This is a genomic window from Desulfolithobacter sp., from assembly GCF_054025815.1.
The window spans coordinates 24,698-40,705 of record NZ_JBPMMS010000046.1 but is presented as its reverse complement, the minus strand read 5'-3'; the positions used below and the strand labels follow the sequence as shown (position 1 = coordinate 40,705).

Annotated in this window: 15 protein-coding genes and 1 tRNA gene; 7 read left to right on the top strand and 9 right to left on the bottom strand. The window is 56.5% G+C overall.

Annotation, left to right across the window (positions count from 1 at the left end):
* Positions 1-229: 229 nt before the first annotated feature.
* The 7 genes from ACXJJY_RS12840 to ACXJJY_RS12810 form a co-directional block, all read right to left on the bottom strand.
* Positions 230-1,876: an FG-GAP-like repeat-containing protein gene (locus ACXJJY_RS12840; protein ID WP_456388635.1), complete on the bottom strand. Its 1,647-nt coding sequence runs from the start codon at positions 1,874-1,876 to the stop codon at positions 230-232.
* A 404-nt stretch (positions 1,877-2,280) separates the two neighbouring features.
* Positions 2,281-2,979, bottom strand: coding sequence for a hypothetical protein (locus tag ACXJJY_RS12835; protein WP_456388633.1), 699 nt, complete (start codon positions 2,977-2,979; stop codon positions 2,281-2,283).
* A gap of 114 nt (positions 2,980-3,093) precedes the next feature.
* A complete protein-coding gene (locus ACXJJY_RS12830; RefSeq protein ID WP_456388631.1) occupies positions 3,094-3,618 on the bottom strand; it encodes a hypothetical protein in 525 nt (174 codons plus the stop codon).
* Between the two features lie 42 nt (positions 3,619-3,660).
* A complete protein-coding gene (locus ACXJJY_RS12825) occupies positions 3,661-4,104 on the bottom strand; it encodes a cereblon family protein (RefSeq protein ID WP_456388629.1) in 444 nt (147 codons plus the stop codon).
* Between the two features lie 27 nt (positions 4,105-4,131).
* Positions 4,132-5,694 carry a uroporphyrinogen-III C-methyltransferase gene (gene cobA, locus ACXJJY_RS12820; RefSeq protein ID WP_456388627.1) on the bottom strand — a complete coding sequence of 521 codons (1,563 nt, stop codon included), beginning with the start codon at positions 5,692-5,694 and terminating at the stop codon, positions 4,132-4,134.
* A 23-nt stretch (positions 5,695-5,717) separates the two neighbouring features.
* A complete protein-coding gene (gene hemC, locus ACXJJY_RS12815) occupies positions 5,718-6,656 on the bottom strand; it encodes a hydroxymethylbilane synthase (protein WP_456388625.1) in 939 nt (312 codons plus the stop codon).
* A 113-nt stretch (positions 6,657-6,769) separates the two neighbouring features.
* Complete coding sequence (locus ACXJJY_RS12810) at positions 6,770-7,444, bottom strand: adenylate kinase (RefSeq protein ID WP_267927775.1); 675 nt, start codon at positions 7,442-7,444, stop codon at positions 6,770-6,772.
* 360 nt (positions 7,445-7,804) lie between these two features.
* Here ACXJJY_RS12810 and ACXJJY_RS12805 point away from each other — a divergent pair, with 360 nt between their 5' ends.
* The 4 genes from ACXJJY_RS12805 (at position 7,805) to ACXJJY_RS12790 (ending at position 10,931) form a co-directional block, all read left to right on the top strand.
* Positions 7,805-9,112: a homoserine dehydrogenase gene (locus ACXJJY_RS12805; protein ID WP_456388623.1), complete on the top strand. Its 1,308-nt coding sequence runs from the start codon at positions 7,805-7,807 to the stop codon at positions 9,110-9,112.
* 4 nt (positions 9,113-9,116) lie between these two features.
* A complete protein-coding gene (locus tag ACXJJY_RS12800) occupies positions 9,117-10,349 on the top strand; it encodes a cofactor-independent phosphoglycerate mutase (RefSeq protein WP_456388621.1) in 1,233 nt (410 codons plus the stop codon).
* A complete protein-coding gene (locus ACXJJY_RS12795) occupies positions 10,349-10,801 on the top strand; it encodes an acyl-CoA thioesterase (RefSeq protein WP_456388619.1) in 453 nt (150 codons plus the stop codon). The genes ACXJJY_RS12800 and ACXJJY_RS12795 overlap by 1 nt, the downstream gene beginning before the upstream one ends.
* A 53-nt stretch (positions 10,802-10,854) precedes the next feature.
* Positions 10,855-10,931, top strand: a tRNA-Met gene (locus ACXJJY_RS12790).
* Positions 10,932-11,001: 70 nt separating this feature from the next.
* Here the strand turns inward: ACXJJY_RS12790 and ACXJJY_RS12785 are convergent.
* The gene (locus ACXJJY_RS12785) at positions 11,002-11,403 is read right to left on the bottom strand and encodes a hypothetical protein (RefSeq protein WP_456388617.1); all 402 of its coding nucleotides are present in this window, start codon (positions 11,401-11,403) and stop codon (positions 11,002-11,004) included.
* Positions 11,404-11,458: 55 nt separating this feature from the next.
* Positions 11,459-12,382 carry a helix-turn-helix domain-containing protein gene (locus tag ACXJJY_RS12780; RefSeq protein WP_456388615.1) on the bottom strand — a complete coding sequence of 308 codons (924 nt, stop codon included), beginning with the start codon at positions 12,380-12,382 and terminating at the stop codon, positions 11,459-11,461.
* Between the two features lie 337 nt (positions 12,383-12,719).
* On the opposite strand from ACXJJY_RS12780, the gene ACXJJY_RS12775 reads away from it, so the two are divergent.
* The 3 genes from ACXJJY_RS12775 to ACXJJY_RS12765 all read left to right on the top strand — a co-directional run bounded on the left by ACXJJY_RS12775 (position 12,720) and on the right by ACXJJY_RS12765 (position 15,963).
* Positions 12,720-12,929 carry a hypothetical protein gene (locus ACXJJY_RS12775; protein WP_456388613.1) on the top strand — a complete coding sequence of 70 codons (210 nt, stop codon included), beginning with the start codon at positions 12,720-12,722 and terminating at the stop codon, positions 12,927-12,929.
* 367 nt (positions 12,930-13,296) lie between these two features.
* Complete coding sequence (locus ACXJJY_RS12770) at positions 13,297-13,755, top strand: hypothetical protein (protein ID WP_456388611.1); 459 nt, start codon at positions 13,297-13,299, stop codon at positions 13,753-13,755.
* A gap of 51 nt (positions 13,756-13,806) precedes the next feature.
* Entirely contained in the window at positions 13,807-15,963 is a 2,157-nt protein-coding gene (locus ACXJJY_RS12765) for a cation:proton antiporter domain-containing protein (protein WP_456388609.1), read from the top strand.
* The last annotated feature ends 45 nt before the right edge of the window (positions 15,964-16,008 follow it).

Below are 16,008 nucleotides of genomic sequence, written 5' to 3'. Positions count from 1 at the left end.
AGAACAAGGGATAATCCACTCCGACCCTGTTATGCACAAGTCCTGCCTATAGGACGTGCCTGCCGATATTGCATGATCCGAGGAAGTAAAAAAATATAGTTGGGTTTCGTTCCTCAACCCAACCAGCATGACTGGTGTCGAAGCAACCATGTCCGAATATGATCGACGGATCGCAATAAAAAAACTCAGGGTCAGAAGACTGGCCGCAGTGCGTTATTTCCCTGTGGTTTTACTTCTTTCCCAGCTCGTACATGTGGATGGTGGAGGCTCTGGAGCCAAAGAAAAACATCGGATAACTCTCCGGTGACTGGGAGAAGTAGAGGCGAACCTTTCTGGCCTGTGTCTGGTCACCGGCATTGACAACCTGGTATCCGGCGGTGTAGTCCGGCAGTTTGGCGGTTTCCCACAGGGTATACATTCGGCCATCCTTCCAGCTGAGGCAGGCTATGGAGCTGCCCTCGAAATACTGCATTTTTTTCAGATAGGGTACGTGGGTGAGCCGGTTGCGACCGATGATCAGGTCAGGCCTGCCGTCGCCGTTCATGTCGCGGGCAGTGATCCTGGTGTGGATCTTGAACATCATCTCGCTGGAAATGGATTTGGTGCCGTAGTAGTTCCTGCTGGCCCCGTAACTGGCGCCGGATTTCCACAGCAGAGCTCCCTGCCGGTCAAAGATGTGCATTTTGTTGCCCCGGTCCAGGCCGACGATTTCCTGGGAACCATCCTGGTCCAGGTCCACCAGAGCGAAATCGAACAGGGTATACCCCGGCGGGATGGAGATTTTCTGCACCGGCTGCAGGACGTTGCCCGGCCCGTAGCTCAGTTCGTAAATGGTCTCTCCCACGGGACTGTCGATTCCGCTTTTCTGGCCGAGGAGGATCTGTTTTCTGGTCGGATCAACACTGGGCCGCAGGTACCAGTTCACATCCCGTCGGATAAAGGTTGCCTGTTTGCCGTTCCACTCGATAATCGCCGAGGCGGGCTCCATACGGTTGCTGGCGCTGACATAGATTTCCGGGCGTCCGTTTCCGTTCAGATCGGCGATGTTGATGGCATGGATGGCAATATAATCGGCCAGGTCGATGACACCCTTCCTGGTGAAGTGTTCATCCACATACTGGTAGATGTACAGTGCCTGGCGGGTGGCCAGGACGATTTCCCTTGTGCCGTCACCGTCCAGATCGGCCACATCCAGGTCTGCCGGGTCCAGATCCAGTTCACGGCTCTTGCGGGCCATGAGCAGACTGAAATCCTTTGCCCCTGCCAGGCCGGAGCCGGTGTCCTGGTAGATGCCTTCCTTGAAGGCCCGTTCAGGGTGGGCTGTCTCGAAAGCGTTGAGTCCGGTATCTGCCTGTTTGTTCTTTTCTGCCCCGGTTTTTCCGGGCCTTTGCACCGAAAAGACATCAACGGCAATGTCCCAGGCCAGGCTATCCACAGCCTGAACTGCCTGACTGATATCATCTATGGGTCGGGAGTAAATCCGTGGCTGTGAGTTATTTGGGTTCAGGACAAAAACTGATATCCGGGTGGTATTCTCTTCCCTGTTTTTCCCCACGCTCCCGAGAACGAGGTAATCCGCTCCCAGTTGTTTCAGGATGTATCGGACCGGTTGCTGACTGCCGGACTGTAGATCACTGGTCAGTTTTCTGGTCTCGCTGGTCCTGTGCAGTCCGATAATGGGTGCCCGCCTGGCCAGCCGCGAAGCCAGGATGGAGGACAGGCCATCGGCCAGGTAGTCATAGGGTCCTTGTATTTCGATGGAAAAAGGAAGGAACACGACCTTTTTTTTCTGGACGCTCTGGCCGTTTGCCGTGGAAATGGACAGAAAAAAGCACAGGAACAGCAACGTGGAGCAGCGGAAGAACGACAGTATCATGAACATTCTCTTGATGGTTGATGGCGTCGCAAAAAGTCCGATCTACTGCGTTGCAGCGGGTACGGCCAATGCTCGTCGTACCATATGTACGCCTCCGCCTGGCCGGCACCGCTACGCCTCGGAGTCTCACTCCGTTCGCTTACCTGTATATCGAACTTTCGAAGGTCTCGCTTCGCTTGCTATCTGTGCTTAGCCATCTTTAAAGTGTGAAGGACTTTTTATGATTCCATCATGGTTGGAGCCATTTCTTGGAAAACCGATAAACGATAAAATATCGGAGGCATTAGAGCATCAGAAGGAAAACCGTGCAAGCAAAAAACAGCAAAGAGGAGGTTGCCTGCAGGAGCAGTCAGTGCAGGTGCTTGGAGCGTGGACGGAAAGGGACGTGTGGTCGGAGCGCGGTATCAATAGGAAAAGGTGATGGAAACCCCGCCATAGAACACATCCCGCGTGGTTTCTTCGACCTGGAGATCGCTCGAATCGGGATCGACGCTCGCCTGGTTTTCCGACATGGTGCGGGACCACTGGAGTTCAGGAGTGATGGTGATCCGCTTTTGAATCAACACCGGCATGCTCAGGAGCAGGGAGAGGATACGGTTATCTTCCTCGGCAAAGGGGTCATCCATGAGGGCGGTTTTGGAGTCAATCCCAAGCGAGATGTTGTCGTCCAGTCTGAACGTTCTGGACAGGTCCATTGCCAGGTACCAGGCCTTCTGAGGGGCATGGGGTTTGAGGTCACTCATGCCCAGCAGGAGGGTCGGCTGGGTTTTGTCATCCGGTGTGGTGTAGAGGTAGCCGGCGGAAAAACCAAGCAGGCCGGAAGAACCTTCGTAGGACAGGGTGATATTCTGTCCGTTAAGCAGGTCGCCGTCTTTGAACAGTTTCTTTTCACTGTCCGACACAGGCTTGAGCGACAAGGAAAATCCGTTCTGTTCCGGTTCCAGTCCCTTGAGGCCGGCCGAGCGAAGAATATTGTTGACAGCATTGTCTTTGCCGCTGAAGACAGGAATCTCACCGCTGTCTTCGGCCACCGCAGGCAGCACGCTACAGGTCATGAGCGCGACGGCTGTCATCAATACTGGAACGATTTCCCTTGGTTTCATTTTCCCCTGGTGTCTCTATGGTATGTACCTTTAACTACATATTACCATCGTCCCGGAGAAAGGCAATACAAAAAATTGTACTTTTTCTGCCATCCACCATGCGGGTTTGCCAGTCTACATGTCATCAGTACGTTTCTGGTCCCGGCAGGTGCCCAGGGGGATTGGTTCGGATACGGCCACCACCCCGGGTTCGGGGTAGGTTATGGCGGTGAAGGTCCAGCGGGAATACCCCATGCCGACCTGTTGCTCATCCGGACCGCGCAGGACGACCCCGCGGTAGGGGCAGGCAAGATCTCCTTCGTAGGTTCGGGCCATGAAGGCCCATCTCTGCAGCTGTTTTTCAGAGACTTCGGCTCTTGCCCAGACTCGGTTGGTTTGCAGTCGGTAGCGGTTGTCGATAACGATGACCGCATCGGGATCGTTTTCCGAACCGAAAAAATAATAGGTGTGATCCGGCACAATGGTTGCGCTCTGGAACAGAGCATCGACCTGTCTATTGTATGGGGCCACACCGGTTGGCCTCGTGGTGCAGCCAAAGATGAAGGCGGTCAGGAGAAGGGCAGTGGCGGCCAGGGCTGTTTTGTTTGACAGGGTCTTCAACAGGCTCTGACGATAAGATGTTTGATGAATATCCGGCATGGTTGTTCTCCTGTTCAACGGTAGTGGTTTGGGAACGTGGTCTCATAGAATATTATCGGCGATAAGAGCAAAAAATGAGCTCGCAGGTCTGGCGAAAAACCATCCCAGGTGACAGCGGCAACCGGCGCAGATGGCCAGTTGCCAGGTATAGCCACCAAACCAGGTGAATTCGCTGGTAGGCTGTCCGGAGACAAGACAGCCGGGTGCCTGCCGAAAACAACGTATTTCGAAGGCGATACCGGCAGGATTGAAAAAAGCGTGTTCATGGCTGTTGTGAACCGAGATAGCCTCTGAGCGGCTGGTGACAGGGGCGCGACAACGGGCGCAGCGCAGGGGCGAGTCATCCGTTGTTCCGGAATGGTTTTGGGAGCGGCTGCCGGGCAGATTTCGGGCAAGGTGACGGTTGCGTTCGCTTTTCTGCCGCAGGTGGGCACGGGCTGTCCAGCGCAAACCGCCCGCTGGACTGGTTTCTCGTGCTGTCGTCACTCCTGGTGGCATGGATCCTGGATCGTTCTACCCGGTACCGTGTTCGTAATGGTTGACAATGGCCCGAATCATGTCGGAGATGGTATGGCGCTCCGGTTGTATATCGACCTTCAGGCCGGCATCGGTGACCGTCCGGGCGGTGATCGGCCCTATGGCGGCAATCGTGACTCCGTCCATCAATCGTTGCAGTTCCTCATGATCCCGGGCGTCGATCATGGTCAGGAAGTTGTGCACCGTGGATGAACTGGTAAAGGTGATCAGGTCGATCATGCCTCTCTGAAGCTGTTCGCGCAGCTCTTCTTTTCGTCCCTGTGGCGGAACGTTTTGATACACCGGGGCGACCTGTACTTCTGCTCCGGCTTCGGTCAGTCGCTGTGGCAGCACCTCACGGGCCTCAAGGGCCCGGGGCAGGAGAATCCGGGTTCCCCGGACTCCTTCCTTGATCAGGGCTTCGGCCAGCCCTTCTCCGGTGAATTTTTCCGGCACCAGGTCGGCGCGGATACCATACCTGACCAGTTCATCGGCCGTGGCCCGGCCTACTACCGCGATTTTGCAGCGCAGGTCCCGGGTATCCATCTTCAGTTCGTATAACCGTTTGAAAAACCAGGTGACCGCATTGATGCTGGTGAACAGCAGCCAGTCATAGGTGTCGATTGTGCCAAGAGCCGCATCCACCTCGCTGGTGTCTGCCACCGGTTCGATATGGATGGTGGAGTATTCCAGGCAGTCGGCCCCGTTTTCCTCCAGCAGTGCCACCAGCTCGCTGGCCTGTTCCCGGGTCCGGGTTACCACTACCTGTTTACCGAACAGAGGTCGTTTTTCAAACCAGTCAATGGAGTTTCGCAGCTTGACCACTTCGCCGACAATAACCAGGGCCGGCGGCTTGATACCGCTTTCCCGGACCACGTCGGTTATGGTCGCAAGAGTTCCTTCCACCGAGTGCTGCTGCGGGGTGGAAGCCCAACGGACCACGGCCACCGGGGTCTGGGGATCCCGACCGTTTTCGATCAGCTTGGCGGTGATGATGGGCAGGTTCTTGATTCCCATGTAGATGACAATGGTCCCGGCACCGGTGGCCAGCTTGTCCCAGGCGATATTGGATTTTTTTTTGGTGGGATCCTCGTGGCCGGTGATAAAGGCCACCGAGGCGGTGTAGGCTCGGTGGGTGATGGGGATGCCGGCATAGGTGGCCGCGGCGGTGGCCGAGGTTACGCCCGGGACCACTTCAAAGGGAATCGAAGCCCGGACCAGCTCCTCGATCTCTTCCGCTCCCCGGCCGAAAATGAACGGATCGCCGCCCTTGAGGCGGACGACAATCCTGCCTGCACGGGCATGTTTTACGAGAAGGGTGTTGATTTCCTGCTGGGTGAAGGCGTGCAGACCGCCGCCCTTTTTGCCGGCATAGATCAGTTTGGCCGTGTCCGGCACGTGCCGGAGCAGTTTCTTGCTGGCCAGGTAATCGTAAACCACCACTTCGGCCCGCTCCAGGAGGTATTTCCCCCGCAGGGTGATAAGCCCCGGATCCCCGGGGCCAGCCCCGACCAGGTACACTTTACCGGTCCTGTTGTTTTGTTCGTCCGTGTTGTTCATGAGTTGATTATGGTTGCAGGTGCTTACGCCTGGTTGTTTTCTCCGTATACTTCATCGAGTATGGCCCTGCCACCCCGCTTGAGCAGTACTTCCGCCAGGTTCCGGCCCAGACTGGCCGCCTCGGATACCGAACCGCTGGCCTGTTCCCTGAGCACGGTTTTGCCGTCCACCGAAGCGATCAGGCCGGTCAGGGTCAGGTCGTTGCCGTTCACCGTGGCATAGGCACCGATTGGGACCTGGCAGCCGCCCTCCAGGCGCAGGAGGAATGCGCGCTCCGCTGTAACCGCCATCGCGGTTTCTTCGTGATGGAGAAACTGAAGTCCTTCCAGGAGTTCGTTGTCCGACTGGCGAAGTTCGATACCGAGGGAACCCTGACCGATGGCGGGCAGCATTTCCTCCACGGGGAAGAGAGTCGTGATCCGATCCTGCATGCCAAGCCGGTTCAGACCGGCTCCGGCCAGGATGATGGCATCATACATGCCTTCGTCCAGTTTGCGCAGCCTGGTGTCCAGGTTGCCCCTCAGATCCCGTATTTTCAGATCGGGCCGCAGGCTGGCGAGCTGGGCCTTGCGGCGCAGGCTCGAAGTGCCGATTGTCGCGCCATCGGGAAGCTCGGATAGACTTGCGTACTTTGCCGAAATAAAAGCGTCCTGGACTACTTCCCGGATCGGGACGACAGCCACATGCAACCCTTCTGGCAGGTCGGTGGGGACGTCTTTCATGGAGTGCACGGCCAGGTCGACCCGCTCTTCGAGCAGCGCGTCTTCGATTTCCTTGACAAAAAGACCCTTACCGCCAACTTTGGCCAGGGGTACGTCAAGGATCTTGTCTCCCTTGGTGGTGATCTTGACCAGCTCGACTCTGGTGTCGGGGTGGTGTGCTTCGATCTGGTTCTTGACCCAGGTGGACTGGGTGACAGCCAGCAGGCTGGCCCGCGTACCGATTTTGATTGTCTGTTTCATGGGAAGTGAAACTCTTGCGATAGGTCGTTAATCTGGAGAAGTTGAAAAAAGCGTTTTCATGCCATGCGACATGAAAACGCTTTTTGTTCTCGGCCAACCGTGAAAAAGAGTGCTTACGGCAGTTCTTTGAGAATGGACTCGGAAACTTCCTTGATGTTCTTGGAGCCGTCAACGGAGATAACCTTTACATCCCCTTTGTTTTTGAAATAGTTCACCGCGGCCATGGTGCCGGTCTTGTCGTCGTAGTATATGTCGTGACGTTTGTTGATGGCCTCTTCGTCCTGGTCATCGGCCCGGGTGGAGAGTTCGCCGCCGCAGACCCGGCAGACCAGCTTGCCGTCCTTTTCCACCGGCTTGATGGCCTCGAAGGCGATATGGTTGGGATGGTTGTTGTCGTTGGCGCAGAGGCGGCGGCCCATGATACGTTCCTTGGCCACCTCGCGCGGAAGAACGATTTCGATCACGTAGTCGAGCTTCATGCCGGACTCCTGAAGGGCCTTGTCCAGGGCCTCGGCCTGGGCCAGGGAGCGGGGGAAGCCATCCAGCAGCCAGCCTTGATCCTTGTATTTGCCCAGTGTTTCCAGGACCATGGGGATGGTTATGTCGTCGGGTACAAGGTCGCCGCGCTCGATGTATTCCTTGGCTTTCTTGCCAAGCTCGGTCCCGCCCTTGATATGCTCACGGAAAATGGCGCCGGATTCGATGTGGGCCAAGCCATACTTGTCCTTGATGATAGCGCCCTGGGTGCCCTTGCCACTGCCGTTCGGTCCAAAAGCCAGAATGTTCATATCTGTCTCCTTGTGTTGGATTGAAAAAAAGATAACCTGATAACTTTATGATATGACAGGGAATGAAGGGTGCGGCGAGATGAATGACCCTTCATTAACCGGCAAACTATACCGTAACTTGCCCGTTTAAGCTATGAAAATATGGCCCTTCCCGGGATCAGGAAACAGTTGATTTGCGGAATTATTCCCGGGATCGGGAAACATGCGGCCCTGCCATATTTTTTGACAACTCCGGGCAAAGAGGGTAGAAATGGCCGGATATGGTGCGGAAGAACCGTTACCGCAGTTATGGTCGATTACAGAGATCGGCCGTAACTATATCGTCCGGAACCTGGAAACAAGAAATACAAGAATCTTATCATGAAAGAAATACGTGTAGGACTCATTGGCTTTGGTACTGTCGGCAGTGGGCTGGCCGAAGTACTGTACGCCCAGCAGGAACGGCTGGAAAAGCGCTCCGGGCTTTGCCTCCGGTTGGCCAAGGTGGCAGATATCAATATCTCCGAGCTGCCACCCAGGTTTGGCGACGTGGCCCTGACTAACGATGCCGCCGAGCTGATAGGTGACCCGGAAATCGATATCGTGGTGGAGCTTATCGGCGGGATCCAGCCGGCAAAAACCTTTGTCATGAATGCCATCGCGGCCGGAAAACACGTGGTGACCGCCAACAAGGCCCTGCTTTCCCAGGAAGGCCGGGATATCTTTGCCGCCGCGGCCCGGCATGGAGTGGAAGTGGGCTTTGAGGCCAGTGTCGGCGGCGGTATCCCGGTGATCAAGGCCCTGCGCGAGGGGCTGGTTGCCAACCGTATTCTCTCGATCATGGGCATTATGAATGGGACGGCCAACTACATCCTCACCCGGATGACCGATGAGGGCACTCCCTTTGAGGATGTGCTCAGGGATGCCCAGCAGCAGGGTTTTGCCGAGGCCGACCCCACTTATGATGTCGAGGGGATCGACACGGCCCACAAGCTGGCCATCCTCATGACCATGGCCTATGGCATGAATATCACCCACAACGATATCGCCACCGAGGGTATTTCCCGGATTGAGCCGGTGGATATCGAGTTTGCCCGCGAGTTCGGCTGTAGAATCAAACTTCTGGCCATCAGCCGGAACCACGGCGATCACGTGGAGGCCCGGGTCCATGCGACTATGGTGCCGGAGCATCACCTGCTGGCCAGTATCAGTGGCGCCTTCAATGCCATTCATTTTACCGGAGACATGGTAGGCAATGTTCTGCTCTACGGGCTCGGGGCCGGCAAGATGCCCACCGGTTCGGCCGTGGCGGCGGATATCGTTGATATCGCCCGCAACATCGCCAGTAATTCCGTGGGCCGGGTGCCGCCGCTGTCCTACCTCCCCGAAGAGATCAGCGACCGGAAAATCACCCCCATGGAAGAACTCTCCTGTCCCTATTATTTCCGTATCTCCGCCGTGGACAAGCCCGGGGTCCTCTCGGCCGTCTCGGGCATCCTCAGCCACCATGATATCTCCATCGAGTCGGTGATCCAGAAGGGGCGCAAACAGAGCGGCCCGGTCTCCATTGTCATGCGGACCCATACCGCCCTGGAGTCCTCGGTGGGCAAGGCTCTGGCTGAAATTGACGCCCTGGACGTGGTGACCGCCCCCACGGTCAAGATCCGGATTCTGGAAGAGGACGAATAGGACCGTGAAATACATTCTGCTGGTCGGTGACGGCATGGGTGACACGCCGGTCGCATCGCTTGACAATTCGACCCCGCTGGAAGCGGCCCGTAAGCCGGCCATCGACGCTTTGGCCCGCCGTTCGCGACCAGTGCTGGTGCAAACAGTGCCGGAAGGGTTTCCACCGGGCAGTGACGTGGCCAACCTCTCCCTGCTCGGCTATGCTCCCGAACGCTATTATACCGGTCGTGCGCCGCTGGAAGCCGCCTCCATGGGGGTGGAGATCGCGCCCGGGACGATGGCCTTTCGCTGCAACCTGGTCACTGTCGAGCGAACCGGCGATGGCCGGATTATCATGCTTGATTACTCGGCCGGTCATATCTCCAGTGACGAGGGTCGGGCCCTGGTCGAGACCATACAGGCCGAATGCGGGACCGACCGGTTGAGGTTTTACCCCGGGATCAGCTATCGCCACCTTCTTCTCCGCCAGGGGGAGGTAGACGGCCTGACCACGGTGCCGCCCCATGATTATATGGATCAGGACGTGACAGAGTTTTATAACGGGTATGCCACGGTGCCTGATCTGCAGCAGGTCATGGAACGGGCGGCTGCACTCCTGGCGGATCATCCGGTGAACCGGGCTCGGGTGAGTCGGGGGCAGCTGGCGGCCAATGCTATCTGGCTCTGGGGCGAGGGACGCAGCCCTGATATGGAGCCTTTGAAAGAGAAATACGGGGTCTCCGGCAGCCTCATATCGGCGGTCGATCTGCTCAAGGGACTCGGAGTCTGCAGCGGTCTCAGGGTTCTTGAGGTCGAAGGCGCCACCGGCTATCTGGACACCAACTACCGGGGTAAGGCCCGGGCGGCGCTTGCGGCCCTGGAAGAGGACGATTTTGTCCTGGTACACCTGGAGGCCCCTGACGAGGCCGGCCATCAGGGCAAGGTGGAGGATAAAGTCCAGGCCATCGAGGACTTTGATAAAAAAATCGTCGGCCCTATTGTCGAAGCCCTTGAAGAGCGCGGTGAGGACTTCAGGGTGGTGATCACCATGGATCATTACACCCCCCTGGCCCGCCGGACCCATGAAGACTGGCCGGTGCCGATGATTATTTATGATTCCAGAGGAGTACATGACCCTCTTTCCAATTCTTATACAGAGGGTAATGTCAAGCGGGCCGTGGCTGAGCGGGGGGAAAAACCGGTCAGTGGTCCGGAGTTCTTCCAGGCTTTTATCGATCCGGGACAGGAGGGTCAGTGATGGCCGGCCTGCAGCTTTCGTTGCATGAACCGGTGTTTACCACCACATACCGGGTCATCTATGGGGATACCGACGCCGGAGGCGTGATGTATAACGCCAATTACCTGCGCCTTTTTGAGATCGGCCGGACCGAGATGATGCGTGCCTGGGCCATGCCGTACAGCGAAATAGAGCAGGCCGGGCTCGTTTTGCCGGTCACCGAATCCTATCTCCGCTACAAGGCCCCGGCCCGATATGATGATTTGCTGACCATCGCCACTTCCCTTGTGGAGCTGAAAAAGGTGTCCTGCCGTTTTACCTACCGGGTCAGTTGTCAGCGGGACGGGCGGGAAATTTTGCTGGTCAAGGGGTTTACGAACCACGCCTGCATAACCCGCCAGGGAAAATTGACCCCCTTTCCGCCCGGGATAAGGGAAAAGATAGAGCAGATCGGGAAAAAAGCCTGTCCTTGAGCAAACGCGGCCTTGACAACAGGCCCGTATCTGTTAATATTGTCTATACGTGACGCGGGGTGGAGCAGTCTGGTAGCTCGTCGGGCTCATAACCCGAAGGTCGGTGGTTCAAATCCGCCCCCCGCTACCAAATAAAAATAAAGGCCTGGAGAGGACAGTTCTCCAGGCCTTTTTTGTTTTTTTGTTTATGATGCTGATCATTAAGGAATATGGATGGTCATCATTTTGCCGGTCTCCGGGTCTTTATAGCGAATTTCCGCTCTGACCTGTCCGGGTGGTGTTGGGGTTTTCAGTGTGAGGTGAATGGTCATCTCGCCTGGTTCAAGGTCCCGGAACAACCAGCGTACTGTGCCCTTTCTGCGGTTGTATTTCTTGAAGACAGGGCTTGAGGAAACGATCTCGATGCCCGGAGGAAGGTGCTGGATGACGATCAGGCTTGCCGGGGCCGGCGGCTTGATGGTCACCTGCAGGGCCAGTTGGGTGGGGGGGGTAGTTGTGTACCTGCCGGTGATGACTCCCAGGGCCCAGCCCGGTCCGGCCGGTAACAGTAGAATCATGGCGGTGACTACCAGGGTTGCAAGGCGTTTCCCGTGCTCTGTCATGGCGTTCTCCAGAGAGTGATCTTTACCATTGCTTCAGGGTCGTTGTTTTTCTGGTTTAAGGCAGGACCTCGATGGTTTTTGTGGCCTGGTTCCAGCGGTATCCCGACCCCATCCAGATTTCTTCGATTTTGTCCAGGTCCAGGCCGGGAAGTTCACCGTACCTGTCGTACACTTCCAGAATCTCGTCGTCACTGATGATATAATCACCGTTGGTATCGGCCCAGTGGACCGGTTTCAGGATCAGGGTGTCATTGCCGCCGGTGGTCTGTTCCTGTTTGCTGCCCTGGCGGATGGCCACGCTGCCTGTGAACCGGAGCCGGGTACCGTACGGGCCAAAGGCCCGGGCCATATAGCCGGTCTGTTTCGGGTTGTTGTCTTTTCTGTGCAGCCATTTGAGCTCATTGCCGGAGAGAATGGTGGCCTTTGGCATGGTCTGCAGGACCTCGACCCCTTCGGGCAGACCCTCGCGGATCAGGTACGTTCGATCGTCTCCGGCTAAGACCCTGATCACTACCGGAAAGGGCAGTTCCGGGGCACAGGCGGCAGGAAGTATCCGGGTGGCCTGGATATCGATCTTTTCCCTGTCGCCGCCGGACCAGAAATAGGCCGCACCCAAAAGAAGTGCCACCAGGAGAACGGAAACGAAGATCAGGAAACGTTTGCCGGGCAAGGAGGTGGCAGCTGTTTCCGATACCGGGGGCGGAGCTGTTGCTGTCTGCTGGCGGTTATCGGTGGAGGTATGGGCTTCGAGAATCTCTTCCAGGTCAACCCCGAGCACTTCGGCCAGTCGGATGCCGTTCTCGCGCTTGATAGTCGGAGTACGGTTGTTCTCCCAGCGCGAGATGGTGTCCGTGGTCACTCCGACACTGGTGGCCACGCAGAGCTGGGTCAGCCCCTGGGCTTCACGCAGTTGGCGGATACGTGTTCCATCGATACGGATTATGGGGATGCCCCCGCCTGGTTTGTCCTCTCTGGCCATGATCTTCTGGGTTCTTGCCGGAAAAAGAGAAATATTTGTAGTTACTGTTCGATAATACGCTCTTCAGCAGCTCTTGAAAACCCCTTTTCTGTTTTTTGCGGCAAGATCGATGTGTACAGGTAACATACTGAAAAAACTTAAATGACGACCCGACATCGACCTGCATGCAACCCCGTTTGCCCCCATGTCGTCTTCTTTTCCGCCTTTGCATGCCCTACAGTGTCGATCAAGGGAGAAGGGGAAATGGTTCCCCTTTTCTTACAATGCTGAATGGTGAGGCTTGAAACCGGAAACAGGGAAACAAAAAACAGAAACATGAAAAGTTATGGAGGTACTGATGAGTAAGAAAATTCAGACAGTCATGGCAGCGGTTGCCATGGTCGCCCTGGCAGGAACCAGTGTCCTGGCCGCGACCGGAAAATGTACGGTAACCGAGATCAAGGAAAACGTGGTGGTCCTGGATTGTGGTAAAAAGGCCGCCAAGTTCAAGGTGAATGACAAGGTCAAAATTAAGACAATCAAGAAAAAGGCCATCGAAGGATGTTGAGGATGATTTCCTGATTGTCAAGCGGTAGAAAAATCCTGGTCGCCAGGTCGGCCGGGAATCTCTTAAGGGGATGAAAAGGACTGGCTCGGATTTTCACGGGCCGGTCCTTTTTTGTTTCCAGAGGGTGGGCGCCACGCGCATCTATGCGAAAGTCACGACCGTGCGAAGAGGCTGGCCCCGGCCGTTTACGGGGAAAGGCGGGAAGGTTTGCCTGTTTGTCTACATGGGGCCGGAAAAGGGTGCGCATGCTTCAAAAAAGTGCAATCCCGCCACGAGATCGTTGTCGTGGTTCCTGCTTTTGGGTAAGCTGGGTGTTGCGCGCCATTTGCGGTGAAAGCGGTGGTTATCGGCAAGGGGGATAAGATTCTTGTTTGACGACATGCTTGCAGGGCTTGAGCAGGGGCGGTGGCCGGATCTGGACATACTTGTCCGGCGATTTGACGTGGCCATGACCAAGAAGCTCGGGGTGGTGCGGCTGCCGCCCGCTTTCTGGATGAGTGATCCCAAGATCAATCCGGATACGGACCATCTTGTCTGGGCATCATTTGTCCTGGGAGATCGCAAGCGCTGTGATCTGGCCCTGTCGGCCCTTGCCGTGGAAGAACAGGCCTGCAAAGGTACTGATTTCGATATGGGTGACATTCTGTATCGGCTGTTGTCCAGGCTTTTGTGCCTGGTTGCCGACCAGAGTCTGAAGCAACGGTTACGGGCAAATGTCCTGTGCATGTACCCGGACAGGAATGATTTCCTGCAACTGGCCGACAGGATTGGTTCCTGTTCCGGTAATGGTCAATCACCAAGTGATGGCGAAAACATCGAGCCCTGAAAGTCATCCTTCAATTCAGGTTTCAGTTCATTTCATCTCGGGATACTGATCGTGATTAACGTGACTCTTGGTATAGCCATTCTGCTCGCGGTCGGACTGTTGTCCGCCAAGTTTTTTCAGCTTTTGCGTTTGCCGTCGGTCACAGGTTTTATCCTGGCCGGCCTGGCGCTTGGTCCTTCTTCCCTGGGTCTGATTACGGCAGATACCATTGGTCATAACCTAAGTCATTTTACAGAGATAGCTCTTATGCTGATCGCGTTTGGGATTGGCGAACATGTGGAGCTGCGGACATTGAGGGGGGTGGCCGGAGATGTGGGCTGGATTTCTGTGATTCAGGCAATCGCCGCCTATGTACTTGTGGCGGTCGGGACGTTTCTGACCGTCTGGATGGTCACGCCACTGCAGGATGGCGGCATCAGCGAGACCCTGATTCTTTCGCTTCTGCTCGGGGCGGTTGCAGTGGCCACTGCGCCTGCCGCCATTTTGCATGTTGTGCGGGAAAGCGGCGCCAGGGGACCTTTGACTTCGACCCTGATGGCTGTGGTTGCCGTGGACGACGGGCTGGCGATCATGATATTTGGCATAACCATGTCTGTTTGCCGGCAACTGGCCAGCCCGGGAGACGTTTCGGTTTATTATGGGCTTCTTTTTTCGTTCTACGAGATTGGGGCCTCGCTGCTGATCGGTGTCATTACCGGGTTCCTGATCGATTACTGCCTCCATAAACTGCATAACAGGGGCGAAATGCTGACCGGTGGCCTGGCTCTGTTGCTGCTTTGCGGCGAACTTTGCCGGATGCTGCACCTGTCTCCTCTGTTGGCGGGGATGGCTGCCGGATTCACGATCATCAACCGGGCCGAAAGGGACGAACGTCTCTTTCGGGCTCTGAATGCCTTTGAGCCTCCGATATATGTCCTGTTTTTCACCATGGCAGGTGCGCACCTGGATCTTGGAGCCTTGAAAATGGCGGGCTGGATAGGCACGGCCTATTTTGTCTTCAGAGCTTTGGGTAAGTATTTCGGCACGTTGCTAGGAGGGTATATTTCTGGTGCGCCACCGGTGGTCCGCAACTATCTCGGTCTTTCTCTGCTCCCCCAGGCCGGGGTAGCCATAGGGCTTGTGTTCATGATCTCCAGTGATCCCCAGCTTGGCAGCTGGACCACAATTATAACACCGGTGGTCCTGGCAAATGTTGTTCTCTCGGAGCTCTTCGGCCCCCTGCTGGTACGGATGAACCTGGTCAAGGGAGGGGAGGTGGCTGCTATCGCCGGTGAGCCGGATTGCGAGGGTCGGCGGGGGCTGGCCTGTCGTTTATGGCTGCGCCGTCCGGAAAGCGTGCGCCTGCCGCCCTGGACTCTTGAGAAGTTGCATCCGGCCTCCCGTCCAAAGGGGGTGGTCGTTTTTGGTGCATATCACCATGCAACGGTGCGGGGCCTGGCCAGGGTTGCCACCATGCTGGCCCATCATTACAATGCTCTTCCCATGTCGGTCCGGGTCCTCGACAAGGGGGAGCGGGGCAGGAATTCCGCGGATGAGCTGGAGGCAATGTTTCTGCCGGAAAAAGATGAGGCCGCAAGCCTTGGTTATCCCCTGAGGACCGAGGTTATTTATGACAGCCCGGCTTCCGGAATCGTGGCCGCAGCGGAATACAATAATGCCAGGGCCGTGGTCCTGGGTCATGCGCGCGGGCATAAGTCCTATGCCTGCCGGAAGGTGGTGGACAAGGTGGCGGCCAATGTCCTTTGTCCGGTGGTGACTGTCCATTTTGTCGGAACCCTGGCCTGTGAGCGGATCCTGGTTCCTTTTCTCTTTTTCGATGAACTTGATGAACTCCTGCCGGTGGTCGAGGCCGTGGCCACGGTTGGGCACTCCCGGATCACCTTCCTTCAACTCTTACATCTCGACAGTTCCAGGGAGGAACAGGAGGCCTGTGAACGTCGACTGGGACAATGGCTGGATGAGCATTTCTTTGATGTTCAAACCAGGTTCCGTGTGGAGGCGGCCGAGTCCAGGCTGGAATCAATTCTTCAGGAGTCCCGTTATCATGACTTCATCGTCATGACAGCGTCCAGGAAAGGTGGGATAAACAGGCTGTTCTTTGGTTCTCTGGCAGATTCCGTGGCCCGCAACAGCCGCCGTTCCGTATTCGTGGTTCACCCGCCCCGGAAGTTACCTGTCGAGGCGGCCGCGGAACTGGAATCTGCATGAAAGATCGGCCCGCTGAGGTTGACGGTGACGGTCCGGCCCGAGCAT

What these genes read in the sequence shown, in the direction of transcription:
- ACXJJY_RS12785 (WP_456388617.1), bottom strand. Translation starts at nt 11,403, where the DNA reads ATGACAGAGCACGGGAAACGCCTTGCAACCCTGGTAGTCACCGCCATG.
- ACXJJY_RS12840 (WP_456388635.1), bottom strand. Translation starts at nt 1,876, where the DNA reads ATGATACTGTCGTTCTTCCGCTGCTCCACGTTGCTGTTCCTGTGCTTT.
- ACXJJY_RS12835 (WP_456388633.1), bottom strand. Translation starts at nt 2,979, where the DNA reads ATGAAACCAAGGGAAATCGTTCCAGTATTGATGACAGCCGTCGCGCTC.
- hemC (WP_456388625.1), bottom strand. Translation starts at nt 6,656, where the DNA reads ATGAAACAGACAATCAAAATCGGTACGCGGGCCAGCCTGCTGGCTGTC.
- ACXJJY_RS12805 (WP_456388623.1), top strand. Translation starts at nt 7,805, where the DNA reads ATGAAAGAAATACGTGTAGGACTCATTGGCTTTGGTACTGTCGGCAGT.
- ACXJJY_RS12795 (WP_456388619.1), top strand. Translation starts at nt 10,349, where the DNA reads ATGGCCGGCCTGCAGCTTTCGTTGCATGAACCGGTGTTTACCACCACA.
- ACXJJY_RS12780 (WP_456388615.1), bottom strand. Translation starts at nt 12,382, where the DNA reads ATGGCCAGAGAGGACAAACCAGGCGGGGGCATCCCCATAATCCGTATC.
- cobA (WP_456388627.1), bottom strand. Translation starts at nt 5,694, where the DNA reads ATGAACAACACGGACGAACAAAACAACAGGACCGGTAAAGTGTACCTG.
- ACXJJY_RS12810 (WP_267927775.1), bottom strand. Translation starts at nt 7,444, where the DNA reads ATGAACATTCTGGCTTTTGGACCGAACGGCAGTGGCAAGGGCACCCAG.
- ACXJJY_RS12775 (WP_456388613.1), top strand. Translation starts at nt 12,720, where the DNA reads ATGAGTAAGAAAATTCAGACAGTCATGGCAGCGGTTGCCATGGTCGCC.
- ACXJJY_RS12830 (WP_456388631.1), bottom strand. Translation starts at nt 3,618, where the DNA reads ATGCCGGATATTCATCAAACATCTTATCGTCAGAGCCTGTTGAAGACC.